Here is a 23,533-nt window from a genome sequence, read left to right on the forward strand (position 1 = left end):
TACCAGCCGTCAGTTGCAGTACCAGCCGTCAGTTGCAGTACCAGCCACCAAGATCGAAAGGGATCACCATGAGCACCATCTCGCGCGTGCGCGCCTCCGAACTGACGGGGCGCACCTGGCTCAACACGGGCGGCGAGTCCCTGGATTGGCAAAAGCTGCGCGGCAAGATCGTGATTCTGGACTTCTGGTCCTTCTGCTGCATCAACTGCCTGCACGTGTTGGATGAGTTGCGTCCGTTGGAGGAGCAGTACAAGGACGTTCTGGTGACGGTGGGAGTCCACTCGCCAAAGTTTGAACACGAGGCCGATCCGGACGCCCTGGCCGCGGCCGTGGACCGTTACGAAATCCACCACCCGGTGCTGGATGATCCCGAACTGGGCACGTGGGATGCGTTCACGGCCCGCGCCTGGCCCACGTTGGTGGTGGTGGACCCGGAGGGCTACATCGTGGCGCACCTCTCCGGAGAAGGTCATGTCCAGGGCCTGGTCTCCCTGGTTGAGGAGTTGGTGGCCAAACACCAGGCCAACGGCACCTTGCACCGCGGGGACGGCCCGTACGTGCCCCGCCCCCAGCCGGAGGGTGACCTCCGCTTCCCGGAGAAGGCCATTCTCCTGGAGGACCACAGCGTTCTGGTGGCTGACACCGGCCACCATCGTCTGGTCCAGATGGAGGAGGACCTGACCACCGTCCGCGCCACTTTCGGTGCCGGTACCAAGGGCCATCACGACGGCGGCCCCACCGCCGCCGAGTTCAACGAACCCCGTGGGCTCGCCCTGCTCCCGGCGCAGGTGCGCGAGCAGGTGGGTTGCGACGTCGTGGTGGCTGACACGGTCAATCACCGTCTGCGTGGGCTGAACCTGAGCACCGGTGAGGTGAGCACCCTGGCCGGAAACGGCGTCCAGCGGCTGTTGGACTCGGCGCGAGCGCAGGGTGTGGATCCCGACTTCATCGATCCCCAGGCCCAGCCCACTGATGTTGCGCTGTCCTCGCCGTGGGATGTCCTGTGGTCGGAGGCCACGGACCAATTGATCATCGCCATGGCTGGAACCCACCAGATCTTCGGCTTTGACCCACGCACCGGTGTGTTGTCCGTGCTGGCCGGAACCGGTGATGAGGGCCTGCTGGATGGTTCGGCTCGGGAGGCATGGTTTGCCCAGACCTCGGGTTTGGCGCAGTCCTCGGACGGTTCCGTGTGGATGGCGGACTCCGAGTCCTCGGCCCTGCGGGCACTGCGCGTTGCTGATGGCGCCGTTTCCTCCGTGGACTCAGCCGTGGGGCTTGGTCTGTATGATTTCGGTTTCCGTGACGGGGACTCCCAAAACGCTCGCCTCCAGCATCCGCTGGGTGTTGCCCCACTGCCGGATGGCTCGGTGGCGGTGGCGGACACCTACAACGGCGCCATCCGCCGGTGGGAACCCGGTGCGGGGAACCTGTCCACGCTGACCCGCGGACTGGAGGAACCATCAGATCTCCTGCTGGACCTCACGGCTGAGACTCCCGTGCTGATCGTGGTGGAAACCAACCAGCACCGCCTGGTCCGCGTTCCCGTACCTGCGCAGGCTCTGGAAGCCGTGGATGAGGGAGCATCCGTCTCCCAACGTCAGCGCACCCCGGTGGCACCGGGTCAACTGCTGATCGATGTCCGCTTTGCCGCACCGGCAGGTCAGAAGCTGGATGACCGGTGGGGGGATCCCACCCAGCTGAAGATCTCCACCTCACCGGCAGAGGCGCTGGTCAGCGGTGATGGGACCGCTCAGGGTCTGCAGCGCCAACTGGTGCTGGCCGAAGGCGTCACGGAGGGTGTTCTGCACATCACGGCTCGCGCTGCCGCCTGCGACGGTGAGCCCGGCGGGCAGATCCCGGATCACGCGGCCTGCCATCTCTACCAGCAGGACTGGGGCATCCCGTTCACCGTGACCGAAGGTGCTGAGGACCAGCTGACCCTGGAGCTGCGCGGCCTGAACTGAGGGCACCGCCACGGACCGCCGAGGGGCAGCGTTCGTCCCGCATCAAGCGTTGATGCGGGACAAACGCGTTGGCCGGGTGGAGGCCGGAATCAGCGGGTCATGTGTGTTCAGTACAGGGCCAGGAAATCCCGTAACCACATGTCGACCTCACGCATGCAGGAGCGATCCACCGTGCCTGCCATTCCCACCAGACGCTCGCGGCTGACGGTCCTGGGCTGCTCCGTCATGGCGAACGTGGGTCGGTCCAGGATGAGGTCAGGACCGCGCAGCAACACGTGGTTGGGCCAGCCGCGATCCGTGGTGGAAGCCGGGACGATCACCGCCAAGGTGTGGGCCTGTTGCAGGAAGAGATCACTGGCGATCACCAGGGCTGGGCGACGACCAGCTTGTTCCCGGCCGCGAACCGGGTCCAGCTCGGCCCAGACCACCTGACCTCGGTGCAGCTCTGAGGCAGACCGCGTCATGAGGTCGATGAGTGATCGGTGCTGTCCGTGATGACGTCCCAGGCCTGGAATTCATCCCAGTAGGTTGACTCCGCCTGCCGGAAGGAGCGTCCGAAGGCCTCCATGCGACGTCGGCGGTCGTGACCGTCCAGCAACGATTCGATGAATCCTGCCGCGGTCATCCCGCGGGCACGTGCATCACGGTTGAGCCGGTCGCGCAGATCTTCCGAGACTTTGATGGTGGTGGCCATGCCATCGAATATACCTGTGCGTATACCGGTGTGGAAGTGGGTCACCGGGACCAACATGTAGCCCGGGCCGAGACCGGAATCAGCGGGATACGGTCACCGCACCGGCGTCGTCGAAACCAAGCTCTGCGTCATAGGTGAAGGGCACGCGCTCGGTGACCTCCTCCGTGGAGCCGTCGTAGAGGTCCAGGGACGTGAAGCTGACCTCGGCAACACCGTTGGCGGGGGACAAGGACCAGCCGCGGGAGGAGTCGGCGGAGCCTGCTGAAACGGAGATGGAGGGTTCCGGCTTCTCCACGATCTTCCACGTGGGGGTGCCCTGCACCCGGCCGTCGAACTCATAGGAGAACGGGCAGCCTGACGGGTAAAGGCTCTGCTGATCCGTGCAGGTCTTGAGATCCGCGCTGATGGACTGCTGAACCTGGTCCTTCATGGCCTGTGAGGCGGATGGCTCCAAGGTCACGGACTCGTCCTGGTCAGCGGAGGTCAGTGCCACCGACTGCGGCTGGGCGTCGACGTACTCGGAGTTGTAGGAGGCCGTGTAGATCCCGGGGGACAGCGCCGCGAACTCCTGCTGGGAGCCCGGCAGGGCGGCGGAGGTGCCGTTGATGTCCGCACTGGTCACACCGGGCATGGACACGGTGAGCGTGGGCAGGGGCGTTTCATCGAAGGCCCAGACGGTGAAGAAGCCCCACTGGGTTTGCGCCGGGTGCAGGTTGTAGTCCGTGGAGTGCTGCTCACCGGCCAGGGTGTATTCGGCGCGGACCACGGCACCCTCAGAGTCCTGGGAGATGGTGGAGATCCGGACATCCTCCAAGGTCTCCGTGGCCTGCTTCAGGGCATCACCATCCAACAGCGTGGCATCCGTGCCATCAGGTACCTGTCCGTTGATGGCACCCAGGGCACGGGCGCCGTCACCGTCCTCCAGGTGGTTGAAGTAGGAACGCACGTCCGTCTCCGGGCCGTACATGTATTCGTTGACCAGCGAAATCGTGACCCAGGCGGCCGCCACGGCCAACAGCACCATGAACAGCCAGACCATCAGCGCCCGGCTCACCCGATCATTGCGTTCCATCCGCACCACGGTAGCGGAACTTGCCTCCCGCTCCTTGTTGGTGACGCCCCTGTTGCTAGGGTCTAACCTGCCCGACGACGCGGCGGTTGAGCCTGCCGGTCGCCACCGCCTCCTGCAGCATTGCACCGAACCGAGGAGCCCATTCGTGGCCGACAACATCCGTCACATCCCTGGACGATTCGGTCAGGTCCGCCAGGTGTGGCACCCGCGCATCACCTCCATGGGAAGGCGGATCCTGGCGTGCTTCCCGGCGGCTGTCCTGGGGGTTCTCTGTCTGGTCATGCTGTGGATGCGCCGCCCGGCACCGGCCATCTCCGCGATCATCGTGGTGGTGGTGTTGGTCTGCATCGCCCTGTGCTGGGTGTGGTTGCGTCCCAACACCGTGGCGGTCACCTCCTCCCACGTCCTGGGCTCACGCGGGATCGGTTTCCGCAACGCAGTACGGGAGAAGGTGCGCGGGGCGGTCGTCGTTGAATCCCTGGAGCGGCCCGGGCAGGGGAGCAAACGTGGCGGCAAGGCCGCTAAGCGCGGCTTGGCAAGGCCCTTCCTGTGGCTGGTCGACGACGACGGTCGCAACCTGTTCCGCCTGGACGGAACCGTGTGGGATCTCAGGTCCATGCAGGAGCTGGCCACCTACTTGGGTGTGCCCACCACCCAGTTCCAACGCGTTGAGCCCAAGGCACTGGGGAACCGGTGGCCCAAGCTGGTCACGCCCTTGATGCGCTACCCGTGGATCAAGTCCGTTTTCACCGGTGCCGTGCTGATCGGCATCGTTGCTGCCGTGTATTGGCTGGCCTGGAACGCGTGAGAGCAAAGCTGGTGGCAGTTCGGTACGCCATCAGAGGCTGATGACGGACCGAACTGCCACCAGCTTGCGCATGGAGCACACCATGAAGGCGCCCACCCGGATGACCCGGATGGGCGCCTTCATGGTGTGAGGAGTCTGATCAGGACTCGTGGCGCTGCAGGCGCTCGATCTCTGCCTTGCGCTCCTCGTTGGCCTCGCGGGTCAACTCGGCTCCGGCTTCCTCGTCACGGGTCAGGTTCAGACCGGTCTCCGGGTCGAACACGTGCATCTTGCGGGTGTTCACCCACAGGTTGGCGTTGCTGCCACCGCGGATGCGGGAGGAAGCGTCCAACTCCACAACCACCTGGGCGGGCATTTCGTCCGCGTCCAGGTCCTTGGCCAGTTCATCCAGCTTGGCCTTGATGTCCTGGTCCTGCTCGTAGCGGACGTAACCGTACTGCTGGTTGCCCAACCACTCGGTGTGGGTCAGCTCGGCCTCGAACGTGGCACCCTTGGCGGCCCAGGGGGTGTCCTGGACGTCGCGGGCATCCGCGAAGTGCTCCGGGCGGACACCCAGGATCAGCAGCTCGCCTGCCGAGTCCAACCGGCCCTGAGCGTGCTCCGGAACCGGGATGTCACCGATCGGGGTGTGGAAGGTGTTGCCGTCACGACGGGCCGGCAGGAAGTTCATGGACGGGGCTCCGATGAAGCCTGCCACGAACAGGTTTGCCGGCTGCTCGTAGAGCTCACGCGGGGAGGCGATCTGCTGCAAACGGCCCTTCTTCAACACGGCCACACGGTCGCCCAAGGTCATGGCCTCGGTCTGGTCGTGGGTCACGTACAGGGAAGTGATGCCCAGGCGGCGCTGCAGCTGCGCGATTTCGGTGCGCATCTGGCCACGCAGCTTGGCGTCCAGGTTGGACAGGGGCTCGTCGAACAGGAACGCGTCGGCGTCCCGCACGATCGCACGGCCCATGGCCACACGCTGGCGCTGACCACCGGAGAGGTTGCCGGGCTTGCGCTCCAGGTGATCGTTGAGGTCCAGCAGCTCGGCTGCGTTGCGGACCTTCTTGTCGATCTCGTCATCGGAGAACTTGCCCTTGGCCAGACGCAGCGGGAACGCAATGTTCTCGTACACCGTCAGGAACGGGTAGAGCGCGTAGTTCTGGAACACCATGGACAGGTTGCGCTGACGCGGTTCCTTCTCGTTCACGCGGTTGCCGTCAATCAGCAGGTCACCGGAGGTGATGTCCTCCAGGCCGACCACCATGCGCAGCAGCGTGGACTTACCGCAGCCGGACGGGCCGACCAGGATCAGGAACTCGCCGTCAGCAATGTCGATCGAGACGTCGTTGACCGCAGGGAAACCGTCGTCGTACTTCTTGACGAGGTTGTTCATTGTGATGGATGCCATTTTGCAATGCCTCTCAAAGACTCAAAGTGAGGTGTCAGTCAGGGGGTGAGCGGGGCCGATCAGCCCTTGACCGCACCCTGGGTCAGGCCGGCAACGATCTGACGCTGGAAGGCCAGCACCAGGATGATGACCGGGATGGTCACGATGATCGCTGCGGCGGAGATGGCACCGGCCGGGTCCTCGAACTGCGAGGCGCCGGTGAAGAAGGCAAGGGCTGCCGGGACCGGGCGCGCTGCGCTGGTCGAGGTCAAACCGATGCCGAACACAAAGTCGTTCCAGGCGATGAAGAACGCGATGATCGCCGTGGTGAACACACCGGGTGCTGCCAGGGGCACGATCACCTTGCGGAAGGCCTGGAAGGAGGTTGCACCATCCACCTGGGCTGCGCGCTCAAGATCCCACGGGATCTGCTGGAAGAACGCAGCAAGGGTCCAGATGGAGATCGGAAGCGTCAGGGACAGGTACGGAAGGATCAAACCCAACCAGGTGTCGTAGAGACCGATCTGGCGCCACACGTTGAACAACGGGGTCACGATGGAGACCACCGGGAACATGGACACGGCCAACGCGGTGATCAGGATGATCCGCTTGCCGGGGAAGTCCAGGCGAGCAATCGCGTAGGCACACAGGGTGGCCAGCACCACGGCCACTGCGGTAGCGATCAGCGTGATGCCGATCGAGTTGCGCAGGGCCGGCAGGAACAGATCACGGGCGCCGCCCGTGAAAATCATCTGGTAGTTCTCCCACGTGTAGCTCTTGGGCAGGAAGCTGCCGCCACCGCCGGCGAATTCACTGGCGGGCTTCAGGGAGTTGGCCAGGATCGAGACGACCGGGAAAAGGCTCCAGATCAGGACGACGACGATTGCGATCGCCCAACCGAGTTTCTGCTTGGTGGACATCAGCCCTTACCTCCTGCCAGATCGACCTTGAACACCTTGATCGCGGTGAAGGCGATCAGCAGCACGCACAGGAACAGGATCACGGACACGGCAGAACCGAGGCCGATCTCCAAGCGCGTGATGGAGGTGCGGTAGGCCAGCAGGGAGAGCGTCTCCGTGCCGTACTGACCGTTGGTCATGATGAAAACGTTGTCGAAGATGCGGAAGGCATCCAGGGCGCGGAACACAACCGCAACCATGATGGCGGCCTTCATGGAGGGCAGGGTGACCTTGTACATCCGCTGCCACCACCCGGCACCATCCACCTTGGCGGCCTCATTCAGCTCACCCGGAACCTGAGCCAGACCGGCCAGCAGGAGCAGGGAGATGAACGGGGTGGTCTTCCAGATCTCGGAAGCCATGATCACGAACAGTGCGGACCACTGCTGGCCGAACCAGTTGAAGTCCGAACCGATCCCCGGCAACCAACCGAACCAGTTGTTGACGTAGCCGGTGTTGATGTCGAAGGCGTAGAACCAGGCGAAGGCGGAGACCACCGTGATGATGCCGTAGGGCACCAGGATGGCGGTACGGACCACACCGCGGAAGGTCTTGATGACGCTGTTCATGACCAGTGCCAGTGCGAAACCGAGCACCAGCTCAATGGCCACGGTCACCACGGTAATCAACAGGGTCACGGCCAGGGCGGACCAGAACACGCCGTCAGAGAGCACGGTCATGTAGTTCTGGAGGAACACGAAGGAACGGTCCCCGGGTGCCGTCAGACGGTAGTTGAACATGGAGTCCCACAGCGCCTGCACGATCGGGTACATGGTGACCAGCAACATGACCAGGAAGGCGGGCCCTGCCAGCATCCAGCCGAGGCGGCGCTCGGCGCGGGTGCGGTCAGAGATGGGAGCCTTGTTTTCTTTGTTCCCCCGGCGTGTGGGGGACTGTTCGGCGACGGTGCTCACAGCAGCGACTCTCCCTTCAGCACGGACATGATGAACTCATCCGAGGCGGCGGGAGTGTCCTCGTTGACCTCGTAGATGGGCGTCCAGTTCTGCTGGATGCCGGAGGAGACCTCGCTGTAGTACGGGGTCTGCGGACGTGGTGCCGCAATGTCCAGGGAGTCCCGGATGGTGCCGTACATGGGGAAGGCTTCCTGAACGTCAGCGTCCTCATAGGCGGCGGCAGACGATGCCGGGTTGCCGTTGGTCACCATGTACTGAGCCTGGTTCTCCGGGCTCACAATGCACTTGATGGCGTCCCAGGCTTCTTCCTGGTGCTCGGAGTCGGCGCCCACACCCAGGTTGATGCCACCCAGCGGGGGAGCGGACTCGGTGTCCTCGTCAACTCGGGGCCAGGTGGTCCATCCGATGTCATCCAGCACGGACTGGTCCACGGAGCCCTCCTCCACGGAGGCAGCCGTTGCCGAGTAGATGAACGGCCAGTTCACCATGAAGGAACCCTTGTCCCCCTGGAACTGACCCATGGCGGCGTTCTCGTCCTGGGAGGAGATGCCGGGGCCGCCCAGGCCCTTCTCGCCAATGCCGCCCACGATCTCGGCAGCCTTTCGGCCTGCATCGGAGTCGAGGTTGACTTCCAGGGTGTCCACGCTGGCGGCGTCGCCCTCGATGATTGATCCACCGGCGGATTCCACCAGGCCGTTGACCCACACGGTCATGGATTCAGCCTGGATGCCCTGAACGCCCAGGTATTTGTCCTGGGATTCGGCGGCATCCATGATTTCCTGCCATGTCACAGGCTGGGACATGTCCAGACCAGCTGCCTCGGCCACGGACTTGCGGTAGAACAACAGCTGCGTGTTGGCCCAGAACGGGATGGTCACGTATTCGTCGTTCCACTGCGCACCGGCAGCAGCACCTACCAGGGTGTCGCCGGTGGTCTCGTCCACCAGGTCCGAGGGAGGCATGGCCAGGAAGCCGGGCTCAGCCAGTTCGGGGATGAACGGCGGGTCCAGGCTCATGATGTCCATGGTGCTGTCCCCGGCTGCCAGGCGGCGAGCCAGCTGCTCACGTTGGCTGGCTGCATCGCGGGGAAGCAGCGATGTTTGAATGTTGTACTCGCCACCGGAAGCCTCGGAGCACTGCTGAGCGAGCTCAGCCTGTCCTCCGGCATCGGGGTTGATGTACCACGTCAGTTGGGCTGGTCCGCCGTCGTCGGATGCGCATCCTGCCATCACGAATGCGCCGACTGCGGCCACCGCAACCGCGCGAAGCGCGCGCCTGTGGGGTTTAGCTGTCACGAGTTCCTCCGTTGTTGTCATGCGCAGAGGAATTCCCCGTAAAACCTCGGACAGTCCTCTGACAGTGAGCCAGGGTACTCCGCTGTGTGAAGTTCAACACAATCGAGAAACACTTGTTTCCGAGCTGTCTCCCAGGCGTCATCCAGGGTTTCGTTTATGTCAAGCCTTGGTGCTAGGGCGTTCGTCGGTTCGTGCCGCGCCGACAGATGCGCAGGATTCAGTCGAGTGCAGTCGCTCTGACTGGTCGTGACCAGCCCGAATAGTGACGTGTCACGCCAGAACGAGTGCCACCACGGCCATGGTCAGCATGGCCACCACGGAGGTCACCAGCACGACATCTCGCGTCACAGGTTCTGCGGTTCTGTAACGCACGGACGCAACATAAACATTCTGTGCCGTCGGCAGGGAGGCCATCAGGACCACTCCGAACAGTGCTGTCCCCTCCAACCCCAAGGCCAGGCCGCACAACCACGCGAGTGTGGGCATGACCAGGAGCTTGAGGGCACTCAGCAGCGCCACTTGGGCCTGGTGCGATCTTGTCCCCTCAAGTGGCTTGTGTTGGGTCAAGGACATGCCGAAGGCCGCCAGCATGCACGGGATGGCTGCACCGGCAATCAACTCGACGGGTTGCAGGGCGATTTCTGGCAGTTGCCACCCGGTGGCGGAGAACAGCACTCCCAGCAAGGAGCCCATGACCATGGGGTTGGTGACCACGGAACGCAGGATGGAGCCGATGTTGGGCCGGCGCCCCAGCACCGCCACGTCCATGATGGTCAGGTACACCGGGGTGTTGATGGCCAACTGGAACAGGATCACCGGCACCACGTAGGAGGCATCTCCCAGCACAAACGTGGTCAGTGGGATCCCCAGATTGGCGGAGTTGACCTGGGAGGCGGCCTGACCGGACATCACGATCTGCCCCACGCCGGGGCGGTGTTCGTCGTCATGAATCACCACACCATCCCGCGCCGTGGGGCAGGGGCGGCCGGCCCGCCCCGGTGCGCGACGACGACGTGACCACCGGTAGCTCCCATGGATCACCCACCACAGGACCGCCGTGGCCCATGCCGACACCATGGCCACCACCAACGGTGCGGAGAGGATCACGGCGATCTGCGCTTGGGAGACCGTGAGGAACAGCAGACAGGGGGAGGCCACCCAGAAGGCGAACTGGCTCAAGGTGCGCTGCGCACCATCGCCCAGCACACCGCAGCGTCCCACCAGGACCCCCACCAGGATGATGGACCAGATGACCGCGAATCCGGCCAGAACCCCTGCCACCGGTGTTAGCTGCCGGTGATGGCGCCGGCAGGTGTACGGACGTCGTCCAGAATCGCCTCTGCCGGGTCATCACCCAGGTGCACCGCGCGGTTGTGCGAATCCACGTGCACCACGTGGGGAACGTGGGCGCGGGCTTCGGCATCGTCCATCTGGGCGTAGGCAATCAGGATCACGGTGTCACCGGGATGGACCAGATGTGCTGCGGCACCGTTGATGCCGATGACCCCTGAGCCGCGCACACCGGCAATGGTGTAGGTCTCCAGGCGTGCACCGTTGGTGACGTCCACGATTTGAACCTGCTGACCGGGCAGGATGTTGGCTGCATCCAGCAGATCCAGGTCAACGGTCACCGAACCCACGTAGTCCAGGTCCGCGTGGGTCACGGTGGCGCGGTGGATCTTGCCGGTGAACATGGTGCGCAGCATGGCGCCTCCGTAAAAGTGCTGTGGCCGCAGGGGCCAGATGAATATTGCCGCAGGGTCCAGAAGAATGTTGACGGGAGTGGGTGGGGCGCAGGAGACGGTCAGAGGTTCAGCACTGCCACCAGGAAGTCGCTGTCCCGGCGGTAGGGGTGCATCTCCCAGGTGGTAAACCGTTGAATGGTGGTGAATCCGGCCGATTCGGCGTCGTATAAGAACTGCTGAGGATCGTAGCCGCGGTTGGTGCCGAACCCCACCACGGCGCGGCCCTCCGGGGTGAGGTGGTCCCTGAAACCCTCCAGAACGGTGCGGTGGGTGCCTGCGGCCAGGAACGTCATGACGTTGCCCGCGCACACAATGGCATCGAACCCGTGAACACCCTTGGCTTGCTCCAGCGGCTCCAGCAGGTTCAAGTGGGCAAGATCCCCGTGCAGCCACGTGCCATCCGGGTGGTCCTGCTCGGCGGCACCGATCAGCACGGGATCAACGTCCACGCCAACCACCTGATGACCGCGGCGTATGAGCTCGCCGCCGATTCGGCCGGGGCCGCAGCCTGCATCCAGAATCTGGCTCCCACGGGGTGTCAGAGCATCGATGAACCGGGCTTCACCGTGAAGGTCGGTCCCGGCCTCACGCATCTTCTGGAAACGTTCGATGTAGCGCGTGGAATGCTCAGGGTCACGCTCCACCACGGACTCCCACAGGGTGATCAACCGGTCGGCCGGTGCACCCTTGGGTGACAAGGGGTGCGTTTGGGGGCCACCTACTTCACTGTGCTGCACGCTGCTCTCCATTCCAGCTGCCGCGGGGCCGGCGACAGCTCTTGTGATGGCAGGCTGCGGTTGCGCAGTCCGCTCAGACGCAAAATCGCCCGCAGGCGGATCAACGGCCACGGGCGATTTCAGAAGTGGAGCGGCTGACGGGAATCGAACCCGCGTATCAGGCTTGGGAAGCGTGCGCTCTACCATTGAGCTACAGCCGCAAGTTGTATGTGGGAGCCTCAAATCTCCAACAGCGCACTGCCTGACTGTAGTGAGCTTGTCACAACGGCGTCAACTTGCGCAGGTACCGGTCAGCCATGAGTCAACGGTGGTGCGCTAGCGTGGCCTACGTGCTGCTCTCTGATAGTGACATTCGCGCTGAACTGGAGGCCGGGCGGGTTGAACTGGACCCGTATCTGCCGGAGATGATTCAGCCGTCCAGTATTGACGTGCGCCTGGACCGGTTCTTCCGGTTGTTCGACAACCACAAGTACGCCGTGATCGACCCTGCCGAGGACCAGCCGGATCTCACGCGCCTGGTGGAGGTGGACCCCCATGAACCATTTGTTCTGCACCCGGGGGAGTTCGTGCTGGGAGCCACGTATGAGAAGGTCACGCTTCCCGACGACGTCGCCGCCCGACTGGAGGGCAAGTCATCCCTGGGGCGGTTGGGATTGTTGACCCATTCAACGGCCGGGTTCATCGACCCCGGGTTCTCCGGGCACGTCACGTTGGAGCTGTCCAACATGGCCACGCTGCCCATCAAGTTGTGGCCCGGGTCCAAGGTGGGGCAGCTGTGCTTTTTCCGATTGTCCTCACCTGCTGAATACCCGTACGGAACCGGCGATCACAAGAACCGATACCAGGGCCAGCGTGGCCCCACGGCCTCACGCTCCCACTTGAACTTCCACCGCACGCAGATCTGATCCCCCTTACACGCCGAGACCTCCGAGAAGCCCTTTTTCGGCTCTTGGGAGGGTCTTTACGGAGATCTCGACGGTGGTGACTCAGGGGAGGGTGGGGTCGAGCGCCGGTTTCACGTCACGACGACGCGGGTCCGGCAGTGGCAACAGCATGAACAGGCCCAACACCACCACGGTGACGATCCCCAAGATTCCCCACCGTTGCTCCCCGGAGATGTAGATGGCCACGGTGAACAAGGCCGGGGCCAAGAAGCTGACCGCCCGGCCTGTGGTGGCGTAGAGGCCGTACAGAGAACCCTCCGTTCCGGCAGTGGTCAGACGCGCCAGATAGGCCCGGGAAGAAGCCTGTGCCGGGCCCACGGCAAGGCACAGTGCCAGCCCACAGACCCAGAACACGGTGTGCCCGTCCAGGAACAACAGCGGCAGGGCAAAGGCGATCACCCAGATCAGGGCTCCCACGATCACGGCTTTGGGCCCAACCCGGTCATCCAACTGGCCACCCAGGAGTGCCCCCAGGCCGGCGGCCAGATTCCCCGCGATGGCAAAGGTCATCACCTCTGCCAGCGTGAAACCAAAAGTGCCTGCAGCAATCACACCCCCAAAGGTGAAGATCCCGGACAGGCCGTCCCGGAACACCGCAGATGCCATCAGGAAGAACAGGGCGGTGCGGTCCGTGTGCCACAGATCCTTCACCATGGCCCAGATCTCCCGGTACGGGCCCAAGAGTCCCGGCGCGTTGGAAGTCTCGGCGACCCGTGGTGCCAGCATGCGCTCGCGGCGGTGCAGGGAGAGCATCAGCGGTACGGCGAACACTGCACACCAGGCGGCGCAGAACAGGGCGACGGCACGCACGTTGACGGCGTCGTCCGTTGGCAGGCCCACGAATCCGGGGGAGACAAAACCGAACAGAACAAAGGCTGTGGCCAGGATCGAGCCGATGTAACCAGCGGCCCAGCCGCGGCCGCTGATCCGGCCCACGCGCCCGGCTGAGGCCAAGCCAGGGAGGACCGCGTAGTAGTCCACGGCAGCCAGCTCCTTGGCAGCGTTGGCTGCCGAGAGAAGAATCACGCCCAACAGCAAGAACTGTTCGGCCGGGGCAACGAAAAAGCAGGCCGCCGTGGCCAGCACGCAGACCCCGGTGAGGACTGCAATGGTGGGGGCGCGGCGCCCGCTGCGGTCCGAAAGTCGCCCGATCAGCGGGGCGAACAGGGCGATGGAGACAGCCGCGGTGGCCGTGCCGATGGACAGCACCTGGGAGGTGTGCTCGGTGGTGCCGAAAGCTGAACTGGTCAGATACGTGGTGAACACGAACGTGATCATGAGGGCGTCGATCACGGAGATCGCGACATCGTAGAAATACCAGGCCACAAGGGTCCTGCGCGGCGCTGTGGTGCCCGGTGTGTGGGAGGCCGGAGGGGCGGCCGTGGTGCTCATACCCATAGATTAAGGTGCTGTGCATCACAGTTGGACAGCACCCGGCCCGAATGGCCTGTCATAAGCCTTGATAGGATTGTCTCCGGCCCGATCGCGCCCCCAACATTCCCCCACGTCACCAGCGGGTGGACATGTTCTCATTCTTGGCGCGGCAGGGCTGACACCCTTGAAGACCAATCTCCCGCGTACGTGTCGGCCTCGGAGGTGCCATGTTCGCAGTGCTAATCGCCCATGCTCTGGCGGCGCTGCTGGCACCCCTGATCTTCCCGCGCATCGGCCGTAACGCCTTTTACCTGTTGGCAGCCGTCCCCGGGGTCTCCTTCATCTGGCTGCTCCTGCAATGGCCTGCCGTCCGCGACGGTCAGGACCCCACGCAGCTGGTCAACTGGGTGCCTGCACTGGAGCTTGAACTTGCCTTCCGCATGGACGCGCTGGCCTGGGCCACCTCCCTGCTGGTGTTGGGTGTGGGCAGCCTGGTGCTGGCCTACTGCGCCCGCTACTTCTCCCCGGACTCCCCGGACACCGGAGGTTTTGGTGCCCAGCTGGTGGCTTTTGCCGGTGTGATGTTCGGCCTGGTCACCTCAGATGACCTGATGCTGATGTTCATCTTCTGGGAGATCACCTCCGTGCTCTCCTTCCTGCTCATCAGCTACGCACGCACCCGTATGTCTGCCCGCCGTGCCGCCATACAGGCCTTGGTGATCACCACTGCCGGTGGCTTGACCATGCTGGTGGGCGTGGTCATGTTGGGGCAGCTGGGCGGGACGTACCGAATCTCCGAGCTGCTGGCCAATGCGCCGCAGATCATCGCCGAGCACGAGGCCATGATCTCCGTGGCCATGGCGCTGATTCTGGTGGGCGCTGTCACCAAATCTGCCCTGATCCCGTTCCACTTCTGGCTGCCGGCCGCCATGGCAGCCCCCACCCCGGTCTCCGCCTATCTGCACGCCGCCGCCATGGTCAAGGCGGGCGTGTTCATTGTGACGCGCTTTGCCCCCGAGTACGCGCAGACCGATGGCTGGCAGCCCATGATCATCATCTTGGGCCTGGGCACCATGCTCTTTGGCGGTTGGGTGGCGCTGCGTCAGTACGACCTCAAGCTCATCCTGGCCTACGGCACCGTCAGCCAGTTGGGCTTCCTGATCCTGATCCTGGGGCAGGGAACTGCCGACGCCGCTCTGGCGGGTCTGGCTCTCATGCTGGCCCACGGTTGCTTCAAGGCCACCCTGTTCCTGGTGGTCGGCATCATTGACCACGAGACCGGTAGCCGTGACGTCCGCAAGCTTTCCGGGCTGTACCGGCCCATGAAGGGCTTGTTCGTGATCGCCCTGATCGGTGCCGCCTCCATGGCAGGGTTCCCGCTGCTGGGCGGATTCGTGGCCAAGGAATCCGTCCTGGAGGGGCTGCTGCACGCCGTGGAGGTCGACGGGGATCCGGCCTCCTGGATCCGCCTGGTGGGTGTGCTGCTGGGATCGATCCTCACCGTGGCCTACAGCTCCCGATTCGTCTGGGGCGCATTCGCCACCAAGCGCAGCGAATTCGCCGACCTTCCCGTGGGTGCCGACGGCCGTCCGGTGCGCACCCCCACCCACAGCGTCTCCTGGGCCTTCCAAGCTCCGGCAGCCGTGTTGACCGTGGTCACCATTGCTTACGGCTTGTACCCCGGACCGGTGGAGACCTTCCTGACGCCTTGGGTCAACACCTTCGACGGCGAAACCACCACCTACCTTGCGTGGTGGCACGGTCTCACTCCGGCCCTGGGGCTCTCCGCCGGCGTCCTGGTGATCGGTCTGGTGCTGTTCTGGTTGCGGATCCCCGTGGCCAAATTCCAGAATGCGCTGCCGCACCTGCCTGCCGGTGAGCGGGTCTACCGCGGTGTGATCGACGGATTGGACCGCTTGGCCGTCAAGGTCACGGGCAGCACTCAGCGTGGTTCGCTGAGCTTCTACCTCTCCGTGATCCTGGTGACCGCAATCGTGGTGCCGGTGGTCGCACTGTTCCTGGAGGAGACCCCGCCGCTGGGTGCCATGCGAGTGGCTGATTCCTGGGGCCAGGTGATTGCCGGAGCCATCATGGTGGTGGCAGCACTGGCGGTGATCAAGGTGCAGAAGCGCTTCCTGGCCGTGCTCCTGGTCTCCGTGACCGGCTTTGGCATGGTGCTGATCTTTGCCCTGCAGGGTGCCCCGGACCTGGCGTTGACCCAGATGCTGGTGGAGACCATTGCGCTGGTGGCCATCGTGTTGGCACTGCGTTCCCTGCCGGCACCTGTGTGGCACGGCACCAAGGACCGTTCGCGGGTGCCGCGGGCCATTGTGGCCGTCACCTTTGGCGTGTTCATGATGCTGCTGGCAGCCTTCTCCATGGCCTCCCGGACCGCGTCCCCGATCTCCCTGAACATGCCGGAAATGGCATATGAACTGGGCAACGGCGCCAACGTGGTCAACGTGATCCTGGTGGACATCCGAGCCTGGGACACGTTCGGTGAGCTCACCGTGGTGGTGGTGGCCGCCACCGGCGTTGCCTCCCTGCTGTTTGTCCAGGGCCGTGGCGACCGCATGGTGCGCCGTGCCGTTGCCCCGGACACCGCGCAGTTGGAGAAGATCCAGAACCGAGCCACCCAGGCCCTGGGCCCTGACGGGTACCGCTCCGCGCGTAACTTCAGCGTGGAGCCCTCCAGCCCCTACATCCTGGCCGGCAAGACCGTTGCACCGGAGATCCGTTCGATCGTCCTGGAAGTCATCACCCGACTGCTTTTCCACACGATCATGCTGGTCTCCCTGTACCTGCTGATTGCAGGCCACAACCTCGCCGGTGGTGGCTTTGCCGCAGGACTCACGGCCGGTCTGGCGCTGACCCTGCGTTACCTGGCCGGTGGACGCTACGAACTGGAACGTGCCACCCCCATCAACGCCGGCACCATGCTGGGCCTGGGCCTGGCCATCTGCTGCCTCTACGCCGTGGTGCCCGTGTTCTTCGGCGGATCGATCATGCAGAGCTACACCCTGGCCGCAGATCTGCCGCTGTACGGCCACACCTACGTGGTGACCTCCGTGATCTTTGACATCGGGGTGTACCTGATCGTGATCGGCCTGGTCCTGGACATTCTGCGGTCGCTGGGCGGTCATGTGGATGAGCAGCATGAGGACGAAATCATGCGGCGTCGTCGTCGTGCCCAAGGAAAGGGTGCGCGGATTCGTGTGACCCGCGGCCCGGCTTCGGATGCCGGTGCCACCGGGACGGTGACCGTGACCCGGGAAGAACCGGTTGAACTGGCAGAGGAGGACTCCGCACGATGAGCGTCAATCTGACTCTGCTGGTGGTCATGGGTGTGCTGTACACCGTGGGCGTGTACCTGGTGCTGGAACGCTCCCTGACCCGGGTGCTGTTGGGCGTCATGTTGCTGACCAACGCCACCAACCTGCTGATCGTCCACGCTGCCGGAATGCCCGGGTTGGCGCCGCTGTATTCATCGGATGTGGACCCCCAGGACTACACGGACCCGTTGCCACAGGCGTTGGTGCTCACGGCCATTGTGATCGGCCTGGCCGTCACGGCCTTCCTGCTGGGTCTGATCTACCGCTCCTGGGTGCTCTCCCGCCGTGACGTGATCGCTGACGACGACGAAGACCGCCGCGTGGCCACGCAGTCCTCCTTCATCGACGAGGAAGACGCCGAACTGCCGGAGGACTCCTCCGAGTTCGACGACGAACAACTCGAGGCCAACGAACGTGAAAGTGAGTTGCGCCACCAGCGTGAGGTGGAGTGGGCGCAATCGCAGAAGCATGACCGTGAGAACAACGACCGGGACGGAGGACAGCGATGACGATCGACATTGCTCAGCTGGCCCCGTTGGCCATCATCGTCCCGTTCGTGGGCGCGGCCCTGTCCTTGGTGCTTTTCCACCGCAACCGGATGCAGCGCGTGGTGGCCATCGGCGCGTTGGCGTTGTCCTTGGTGGTGGAGGTCCTGGTCCTGGCCAAGACCTGGGACGCCCCACCCACCTCGGTGAACCTGGGCGGATGGGAGGCGCCGTTCGGGATCGTGCTGATGGTGGATCAGCTTTCTGCCGTGATGCTGGTGGTTTCCACCATCGTGTCCCTGCCGGTGCTGATCTACGCCACGGGTCAGGGTGTGGCCGATGGTGATGCCGAAGGCCCCATTTCCATCTTCTACCCCACGTTCCTGATCCTGGTGGCAGGTGTTTCCAACGCCTTCCTGGCGGGGGACCTGTTCAACCTGTACGTGGGTTTTGAGATCTTCCTGGTGGCCTCTTACGTGCTGATGACCATGGGTGGCACCACACAGCGAATCCGTGCCGGTGTGACCTACGTGGTGGTTTCCATCATCTCTTCGGTGCTGTTCCTGATTGCCATCGGCATGATCTATGCCGCCACGGGCACCGTGAATATGGCGGATCTCTCCATCAAACTCGCGGAGCTTCCGGCCGGAACGCAGATGCAGTTGCACCTGATGCTGCTGGTGGCCTTTGGCATCAAGGCCGCCGTGTTCCCGCTGTCCTTCTGGCTGCCGGACTCCTACCCCACGGCCTCGGCCCCCGTCACGGCAGTGTTTGCGGGTCTGTTGACCAAGGTGGGCGTGTACGCGATCATCCGTACGCAGACCTTGTTGTTCACGGCGGACCGGATCAACACGCTGCTGATGTGGGTCTCCTTGCTGACCATGGTGGTGGGCATCCTGGGTGCACTGGCCCAGATCGACATCAAACGTATGTTGTCCTTCACGTTGGTCAGTCACATCGGTTACATGATCTTTGGCATTGCCGTGGGCACCACCGCTGCCTATTCCGCCGTGGTGTACTACGTGGCTCACCACATCATCATCCAGACCAGCCTGTTCCTGGTGGCGGGATTGATCGAGCGCCGCGGCGGGTCCACCAACACGGATCGCCTGGGTGGCATGGCGAGGTTGGCTCCTGTGCTCGCCCTGCTCTACATGATCCCTGCCCTGAATCTGGGCGGCATCCCGCCGTTCTCCGGGTTCCTGGGCAAGATCGGGCTGTTCCAGGCCGGCGTTGACGTGGCCACCTGGCAGACCTACGTGGTGATCGCTGGTGCCGTGCTGGCCTCTCTGCTGACCTTGATCGCCATGATGCGTGTGTGGAACCGCGTGTTCCTGCGCACCGCGGATGACGCCGATTTCCCCGACCCCGTCCTGCTGGCCACCACCCGTGAGGGCCACTGGGGAGCCGGCGCGCACCAGACCGTGACCAGCCGCAACGGGGATCCGGCGCAGAATGTGAGCCTGCTGCCGCGTCTGATGGTGTGGCCCACCACCGGCCTGGTGGTGGTGGGTGTGGCCCTGACGGTGTTCGCTGGGCCGCTGTTTGCCGTGGCTGACAACGCCGCGGAGAACCTGACCAACCCGGAGGCCTACGTGCAAGCCGTGTTCGGCGCGGAGGGCCAGCCGGGCGGTGCTGTGGAGAACGGTGCAGATGACGGCGACGCCGGCTCAACCGGTGGCACCGGACTGCCCGGTGGTACGCAGTACGGCAATGGTGAGCAGGAAGGGTTGCAGGTGGACATCTACCCCGGGAACACCGCCAGCCCTGAACCGTCCGGAGCTGCAACGGAGGAGGCGCCATGAGCGGTGCAACTGCACAGGACAAGGTTCGCCGCCGCAATCACCGGTTCATCGTGGAGATTCCGCTGATCCTGTGGTTGGTGGCCGTGTGGGCGATCTTGTGGGGCGAGTTCAACATCACCAACCTGACGGTGGGTGTGATACTCGCGCTGTTGGTCACCCGGGTCATGGCACTGCCGCCGGTGACCCTGTCCCACCGGTTCAACATCTTCCACGGCCTGGTCATGGGCATCACCTTCATCTACCAGGTGACCAAGGCCAGCTTCCAGGTGCTGTGGGTGGCCATCAAGGAAGGCCCCAACGTCCGCAGCGCCATTGTGGGGGTGCAGTTGCGCACCGGCAACGACCTGCTGGTCACGGCGGTTGCCAACACCACGGGCCTGATCCCGGGTTCGGTGCTGATCGAGGTGGACCGTTCCACCGGCACATTGTTCTTCCACGTGCTCAACGTCAAGAACGAGGCCGAGGTGGAGTCCTTCCGCCAGGTGGTTCTGGACACGGAGGCCGCATGGATCCGCACCATGGGCAATGAGCACGAACTGGCTGCGCTGCACGCCGAGGACGAGCGCCTGGGCAAGAAGAACCCCATGGCGGTGCTGCATGCACCCGAGCAGTCAGGAGACCGGTCATGAACTCGATTGTGTTGCTGCTGGCCGTTGTGCTGCTGGCCGGTGCCGCAGCAGGTGTGCTCTACCGCTTGGTCAAGGGCCCGGCACTTTTGGATCGTGTGCTGGCCAGTGACGTCCTGTTGGCCATTGTGGCGGCCGCGGTGTGCGTGGACATGATCTGGCAGAAGAACACGGACTACCTGACGTTGACTGTGATGATCTCCTTGGTGGGCTTCCTGGCTTCCGTGACCTTTGCGCGTTTTGTGCAGACCCGTCCGTCCCAGCACCCGGATGCCGGGCGCAGCCGCTCCGAGTGGGAGGACGCCGAGGCGCCGTCGCGAGGCAATGAGCCCGGGACCGGCACCGGGGAGATCACCATCATCCATTCCCCGCAGACCGCGCGGGAGGCAGCCACCGGACCGTCGGTCGGCACCAGTTCCCACGGACAGGCTGCTGCTGGGTCGGATGATTCCAACGCCGGTGAGGGGGGACGCTGAGATGGATCTTGTCCTGGATGTGATCGGTTCCATCCTGCTGTTGGTGGGATGTCTGATGTCCTTTGCCGCCGGATTGGGCCTGGTGCGACTGCCGGACGTACTGACCCGGATGCACGCGGCCACCAAGCCGCAGGTGCTGGGGCTGCTGTGTGTGCTGCTGGCCGTGGTGATCATGAACCGGGCCTGGGAGTTGTTCCCCTTGGCCATGCTGGGCTGGGTGTTCATGTTGCTCACGGCCCCGGTCAACGCCCACATGGTGGGCCGGGCCAGCTACCGCAGCAAGCACGTCAAAGAGGAGGGCGTCACCAAGGACGAACTGGCCTTGGCACTCAAGGGCAACACTCCCGTGGAAACCCGCGTTGAGCAGATTGCTGACGATCCCGACGTCCAGTCACGCTAGGGTTGAGACGAACAATCCCGTTGAAGGAGAGAGCATGAACGACAAAGTTTTGGGTCTGGTGGGCACTGCTGCTTCCATGGCCGGCGTGACCGTGGCCAACAAGGGTCTCACCGCCGTGTGGGGCAAGATCACCGGCAACGAGCCCCCGGCCAAGAACCCGGATCCGGAGGAGCGCTGGGCTGACATCCTCCTGTGGGCCGTCATCACCGGCGTGGTGACCACCGTGATCAAGGTGGCCGTGACCCGTCAGGTGGCCAAGATGCAGGGCGACGGCGACCAGATCGACGCCTGAGCACCACCTCACACCAACGACGCCGGAGCCCCGGTGGCCCCCCACACGCTCAGCTGAGCTGTGGGCAAGCCACTGGGGCTTCGGCGTCGTGGTGTGCTTGCTATAGTGTGGGTGCACTGCAACGACAGGGGAGCGCGTGAGCGCTGAGAGTGCGGGAAACCGCAGACCCTCGAACCTGATCCGGTTAGTACCGGCGATAGGGAGTCGAGTATCTCGAGGTGCCTGGAGCTTGTGACCAGCCCAGGTCGCCTCCCCCTCCTGAACGCACCAGGCGGCCGGTGCCCGCCACGGACCAGGAGGAATCCCATGAACAAGACCACCACGTCAGTGACCTCTGATACAGCCGGTCCCAGCGCAGCCGCCGGGGCGCGCGGCACGGGGCCCGGTCGATCCCGTCTGCAATGGCGGGTGGTGGACATCGTGGTGCTGGCGGTCCTTGCGGCCGCCTGCGGTGTGATCTTCTGGGCCTGGTCCAATCTGGTCTACCCCCTGATCACCAGCGCGGCGGTGGCCTACCCGCCGGCCTCGGGGCTCATGATGGGTGGCTGGTTGATTGCCGGCACCCTGGGTGGGCTGATCATCCGCAAACCAGGTGCAGCGGTGGTCTGTGAGCTGTTGGCTGCGGTGTTCCAGGCGCTGTTGGGAACCCATTTCGGGATGCTGGTGCTGGTTTCCGGTGCCATTCAGGGCTTGGGCGCCGAACTGATCTTTGCCACCACCGGTTACCGCCGATTCGGCCCGTTGGTGGCCACTGCGGCCGGAGCGCTGGCGGGTCTGTTCGGCAGTGTCTCCGAGTGCATCATCTACTACTACGAATGGCCGCTGGCTCATCAGAGCGTGTACGTCGTCTTCGCCACCGTCTCGGGCGCGGTGATTGCCGGGATTCTCATGTGGGCCCTGACCCGGGCTCTGCGTTCCACGGGTGTGCTCTCCGCACTGTCCTCGGGGCGTTGACGGTGAGCGGTGCTGAACTCACCGTTCGGAACTTCTCCTGGCATCACCCTGGCCGCACCCACCCAACCCCTGCGGGGCTGACTTTCAGCGTTGAACCGGGGGAGAAAGTGCTGGTGGTTGGGCCCAGTGGCGTGGGGAAGTCCACGTTGCTCCATGCGCTCAGCGGGGTGCTGGAGGCCGGTCCGCAGGATGCTTCCGCCACCGGTGTGGAGGGTGCGGGGATCTCAGGACCCAGCGGCCAGTTGCTGGTGAACGGGGTGGAGGCCGATCAGCGCCGGACCGTCACGGGCTTGCTGCAGCAAGATCCTGAATCCGGGATCGTGCTGGCACGCGTGGGGGATGACACCGCCTTCGGCCCGGAGAACCTGGCTGTGGGAGTGGATCAGATCTGGCAGCGGGTGGGCAGCTCCCTGGATGCCGTGGGCCTGGACGTGGCGCTGGACCGGCAGACGGATGCGCTCTCCGGTGGCCAGCAGCAGCGCCTGGCCCTGGCCGGTGTCACGGCCATGCAGCCGGAGCTGCTGCTGCTGGATGAGCCAACCGCCAACCTGGATCCTGAAGGGGTACGCACCGTGCGCGCCGCGGTGGAATCGGTGGTGGCCACCACGGGGGCCACCATGCTGGTGGTGGAGCACCGCACAGAGGTTTGGGCGGATCTGGTGGACCGGGTTCTGGTTCTGGGCCCGTACGGCGTGGAGCATGACGGCACCCCGGAGCAGATCTTGGGCAACCCTGACCTGCGCGAGTCCTTGATCCGGCAGGGGGTGTGGCTTCCTGGACGGTCCGTGCCTTCACCAGGTGCGGCCACGGCATCAACCACGCATGGCGGTTGCCCGGATGCTGCCCCGCCGGAAGCGCTGCTGAGCCTGCGGGGCCTTGAAGTCTCCCGCCACCAACCTTCCTCCCGCGCCCTGGCCCAACGACGACGTCGAATCCGTGCCTCCCGCACCGTGCCCCACCATGCGGTGGCCGCAACCCCCGTTGCCGAACCCGTTGATTTCACCATTCGCCGCGGTGGCGCCACGGCTGTCACTGGGGTCAACGGGGCGGGCAAGTCCACGCTGGCTCTGACTCTTGCCGGCCTGCTGGTGCCGGCTGGGGGAACTGTCACGGCGGAACCCGCATTGGCGCGCGGGGCTGTCACGGATCCATCCGCATGGTCAGGCCCGGAACTGTTGACCCGGATCGGCACGGTGTTCCAGGAACCGGAACACCAGTTCTTGACCAACACTGTGCGCGCCGAACTGGCTGAAGGCCCCAGGAGGGCCGGCTGGGACGTTGA

The 23,533-nt window shown here is 64.4% G+C and carries 23 protein-coding genes, 1 tRNA gene and 1 riboswitch; of the genes, 12 read left to right on the forward strand and 12 right to left on the reverse strand.

Annotation, left to right across the window (positions count from 1 at the left end; translation table 11 throughout):
* The first annotated feature begins 68 nt into the window (after window positions 1–68).
* A complete protein-coding gene (locus L979_RS02895) occupies window positions 69–1,967 on the forward strand; it encodes an NHL domain-containing thioredoxin family protein (RefSeq protein ID WP_047688999.1) in 1,899 nt (632 codons plus the stop codon).
* A 107-nt stretch (window positions 1,968–2,074) separates the two neighbouring features.
* Here L979_RS02895 and L979_RS02900 read toward each other — a convergent pair whose 3' ends face one another.
* The 3 genes from L979_RS02900 to L979_RS02910 all read right to left on the reverse strand — a co-directional run bounded on the left by L979_RS02900 (window position 2,075) and on the right by L979_RS02910 (window position 3,733).
* Window positions 2,075–2,431 (reverse strand): type II toxin-antitoxin system PemK/MazF family toxin, encoded by a 357-nt coding sequence (locus tag L979_RS02900; RefSeq protein ID WP_047689002.1) that lies wholly within the window; start codon window positions 2,429–2,431, stop codon window positions 2,075–2,077.
* Window positions 2,428–2,661, reverse strand: a complete 234-nt coding sequence (locus L979_RS02905) for a toxin-antitoxin system protein (protein WP_047689004.1) — start codon at window positions 2,659–2,661, stop codon at window positions 2,428–2,430. The genes L979_RS02900 and L979_RS02905 overlap by 4 nt, the downstream gene beginning before the upstream one ends.
* A 79-nt stretch (window positions 2,662–2,740) precedes the next feature.
* Entirely contained in the window at window positions 2,741–3,733 is a 993-nt protein-coding gene (locus tag L979_RS02910) for a hypothetical protein (protein ID WP_047689033.1), read from the reverse strand.
* A 145-nt stretch (window positions 3,734–3,878) separates the two neighbouring features.
* On the opposite strand from L979_RS02910, the gene L979_RS02915 reads away from it, so the two are divergent.
* Window positions 3,879–4,541 carry a hypothetical protein gene (locus L979_RS02915; protein ID WP_047689006.1) on the forward strand — a complete coding sequence of 221 codons (663 nt, stop codon included), beginning with the start codon at window positions 3,879–3,881 and terminating at the stop codon, window positions 4,539–4,541.
* Window positions 4,542–4,680: 139 nt separating this feature from the next.
* On the opposite strand, the gene L979_RS02920 is transcribed toward L979_RS02915, so the two are convergent.
* The 8 genes from L979_RS02920 to L979_RS02955 all read right to left on the reverse strand — a co-directional run bounded on the left by L979_RS02920 (window position 4,681) and on the right by L979_RS02955 (window position 11,763).
* Window positions 4,681–5,934 (reverse strand): ABC transporter ATP-binding protein, encoded by a 1,254-nt coding sequence (locus L979_RS02920; RefSeq protein WP_047689008.1) that lies wholly within the window; start codon window positions 5,932–5,934, stop codon window positions 4,681–4,683.
* 59 nt (window positions 5,935–5,993) lie between these two features.
* Entirely contained in the window at window positions 5,994–6,833 is an 840-nt protein-coding gene (locus L979_RS02925) for a carbohydrate ABC transporter permease (protein ID WP_197052056.1), read from the reverse strand.
* Complete coding sequence (locus L979_RS02930; protein WP_047689014.1) at window positions 6,833–7,786, reverse strand: carbohydrate ABC transporter permease; 954 nt, start codon at window positions 7,784–7,786, stop codon at window positions 6,833–6,835. The genes L979_RS02925 and L979_RS02930 overlap by 1 nt, the downstream gene beginning before the upstream one ends.
* Window positions 7,783–9,102 (reverse strand): extracellular solute-binding protein, encoded by a 1,320-nt coding sequence (locus tag L979_RS02935; RefSeq protein WP_052209393.1) that lies wholly within the window; start codon window positions 9,100–9,102, stop codon window positions 7,783–7,785. The genes L979_RS02930 and L979_RS02935 overlap by 4 nt, the downstream gene beginning before the upstream one ends.
* Window positions 9,103–9,351: 249 nt before the next feature.
* Window positions 9,352–10,362, reverse strand: coding sequence for an AEC family transporter (locus L979_RS02940; protein WP_047689019.1), 1,011 nt, complete (start codon window positions 10,360–10,362; stop codon window positions 9,352–9,354).
* 5 nt (window positions 10,363–10,367) lie between these two features.
* Window positions 10,368–10,787: an aspartate 1-decarboxylase gene (panD, locus tag L979_RS02945; protein ID WP_047689022.1), complete on the reverse strand. Its 420-nt coding sequence runs from the start codon at window positions 10,785–10,787 to the stop codon at window positions 10,368–10,370.
* A gap of 98 nt (window positions 10,788–10,885) precedes the next feature.
* On the reverse strand, window positions 10,886–11,563 hold the full coding sequence (locus tag L979_RS02950) for a trans-aconitate 2-methyltransferase (protein WP_157980419.1): 678 nt from the start codon (window positions 11,561–11,563) through the stop codon (window positions 10,886–10,888).
* Window positions 11,564–11,689: 126 nt separating this feature from the next.
* Window positions 11,690–11,763: transfer RNA gene (locus tag L979_RS02955), tRNA-Gly, on the reverse strand.
* Between the two features lie 129 nt (window positions 11,764–11,892).
* On the opposite strand from L979_RS02955, the gene dcd reads away from it, so the two are divergent.
* A complete protein-coding gene (gene dcd, locus L979_RS02960) occupies window positions 11,893–12,468 on the forward strand; it encodes a dCTP deaminase (protein WP_047689036.1) in 576 nt (191 codons plus the stop codon).
* 81 nt (window positions 12,469–12,549) lie between these two features.
* On the opposite strand, the gene L979_RS02965 is transcribed toward dcd, so the two are convergent.
* Window positions 12,550–13,899 (reverse strand): MFS transporter, encoded by a 1,350-nt coding sequence (locus tag L979_RS02965; RefSeq protein ID WP_052209398.1) that lies wholly within the window; start codon window positions 13,897–13,899, stop codon window positions 12,550–12,552.
* A gap of 209 nt (window positions 13,900–14,108) precedes the next feature.
* On the opposite strand from L979_RS02965, the gene L979_RS02970 reads away from it, so the two are divergent.
* The 9 genes from L979_RS02970 to L979_RS03010 all read left to right on the forward strand — a co-directional run.
* Entirely contained in the window at window positions 14,109–17,195 is a 3,087-nt protein-coding gene (locus L979_RS02970) for a Na+/H+ antiporter subunit A (RefSeq protein WP_052209394.1), read from the forward strand.
* Entirely contained in the window at window positions 17,192–17,722 is a 531-nt protein-coding gene (locus tag L979_RS02975; protein ID WP_047689024.1) for a Na(+)/H(+) antiporter subunit C, read from the forward strand. Before L979_RS02970 ends, L979_RS02975 begins: the two co-directional genes overlap by 4 nt.
* Window positions 17,719–19,503 (forward strand): Na+/H+ antiporter subunit D, encoded by a 1,785-nt coding sequence (locus tag L979_RS02980; protein ID WP_052209395.1) that lies wholly within the window; start codon window positions 17,719–17,721, stop codon window positions 19,501–19,503. Before L979_RS02975 ends, L979_RS02980 begins: the two co-directional genes overlap by 4 nt.
* Window positions 19,500–20,132, forward strand: a complete 633-nt coding sequence (locus L979_RS02985) for a Na+/H+ antiporter subunit E (protein ID WP_047689027.1) — start codon at window positions 19,500–19,502, stop codon at window positions 20,130–20,132. The genes L979_RS02980 and L979_RS02985 overlap by 4 nt, the downstream gene beginning before the upstream one ends.
* Window positions 20,129–20,605: a monovalent cation/H+ antiporter complex subunit F gene (locus L979_RS17035; protein WP_081993655.1), complete on the forward strand. Its 477-nt coding sequence runs from the start codon at window positions 20,129–20,131 to the stop codon at window positions 20,603–20,605. The genes L979_RS02985 and L979_RS17035 overlap by 4 nt, the downstream gene beginning before the upstream one ends.
* A 1-nt stretch (window position 20,606) precedes the next feature.
* Window positions 20,607–21,005: a monovalent cation/H(+) antiporter subunit G gene (gene mnhG / locus L979_RS02995; protein WP_052209396.1), complete on the forward strand. Its 399-nt coding sequence runs from the start codon at window positions 20,607–20,609 to the stop codon at window positions 21,003–21,005.
* 34 nt (window positions 21,006–21,039) lie between these two features.
* On the forward strand, window positions 21,040–21,297 hold the full coding sequence (locus tag L979_RS03000) for a DUF4235 domain-containing protein (RefSeq protein WP_047689030.1): 258 nt from the start codon (window positions 21,040–21,042) through the stop codon (window positions 21,295–21,297).
* A 116-nt stretch (window positions 21,298–21,413) separates the two neighbouring features.
* Window positions 21,414–21,517: riboswitch (TPP riboswitch) on the forward strand.
* Between the two features lie 86 nt (window positions 21,518–21,603).
* Entirely contained in the window at window positions 21,604–22,251 is a 648-nt protein-coding gene (locus tag L979_RS03005; RefSeq protein WP_156125342.1) for an ECF transporter S component, read from the forward strand.
* Window positions 22,252–22,364: 113 nt separating this feature from the next.
* On the forward strand, window positions 22,365–23,533 hold a 1,169-nt coding region (locus L979_RS03010), incomplete at its 3' end, for an ATP-binding cassette domain-containing protein (protein WP_231559366.1).

The sequence above is a fragment of the Kocuria sp. ZOR0020 genome (assembly GCF_000800955.1).
GTDB lineage: Bacteria > Actinomycetota > Actinomycetes > Actinomycetales > Micrococcaceae > Kocuria > Kocuria subflava.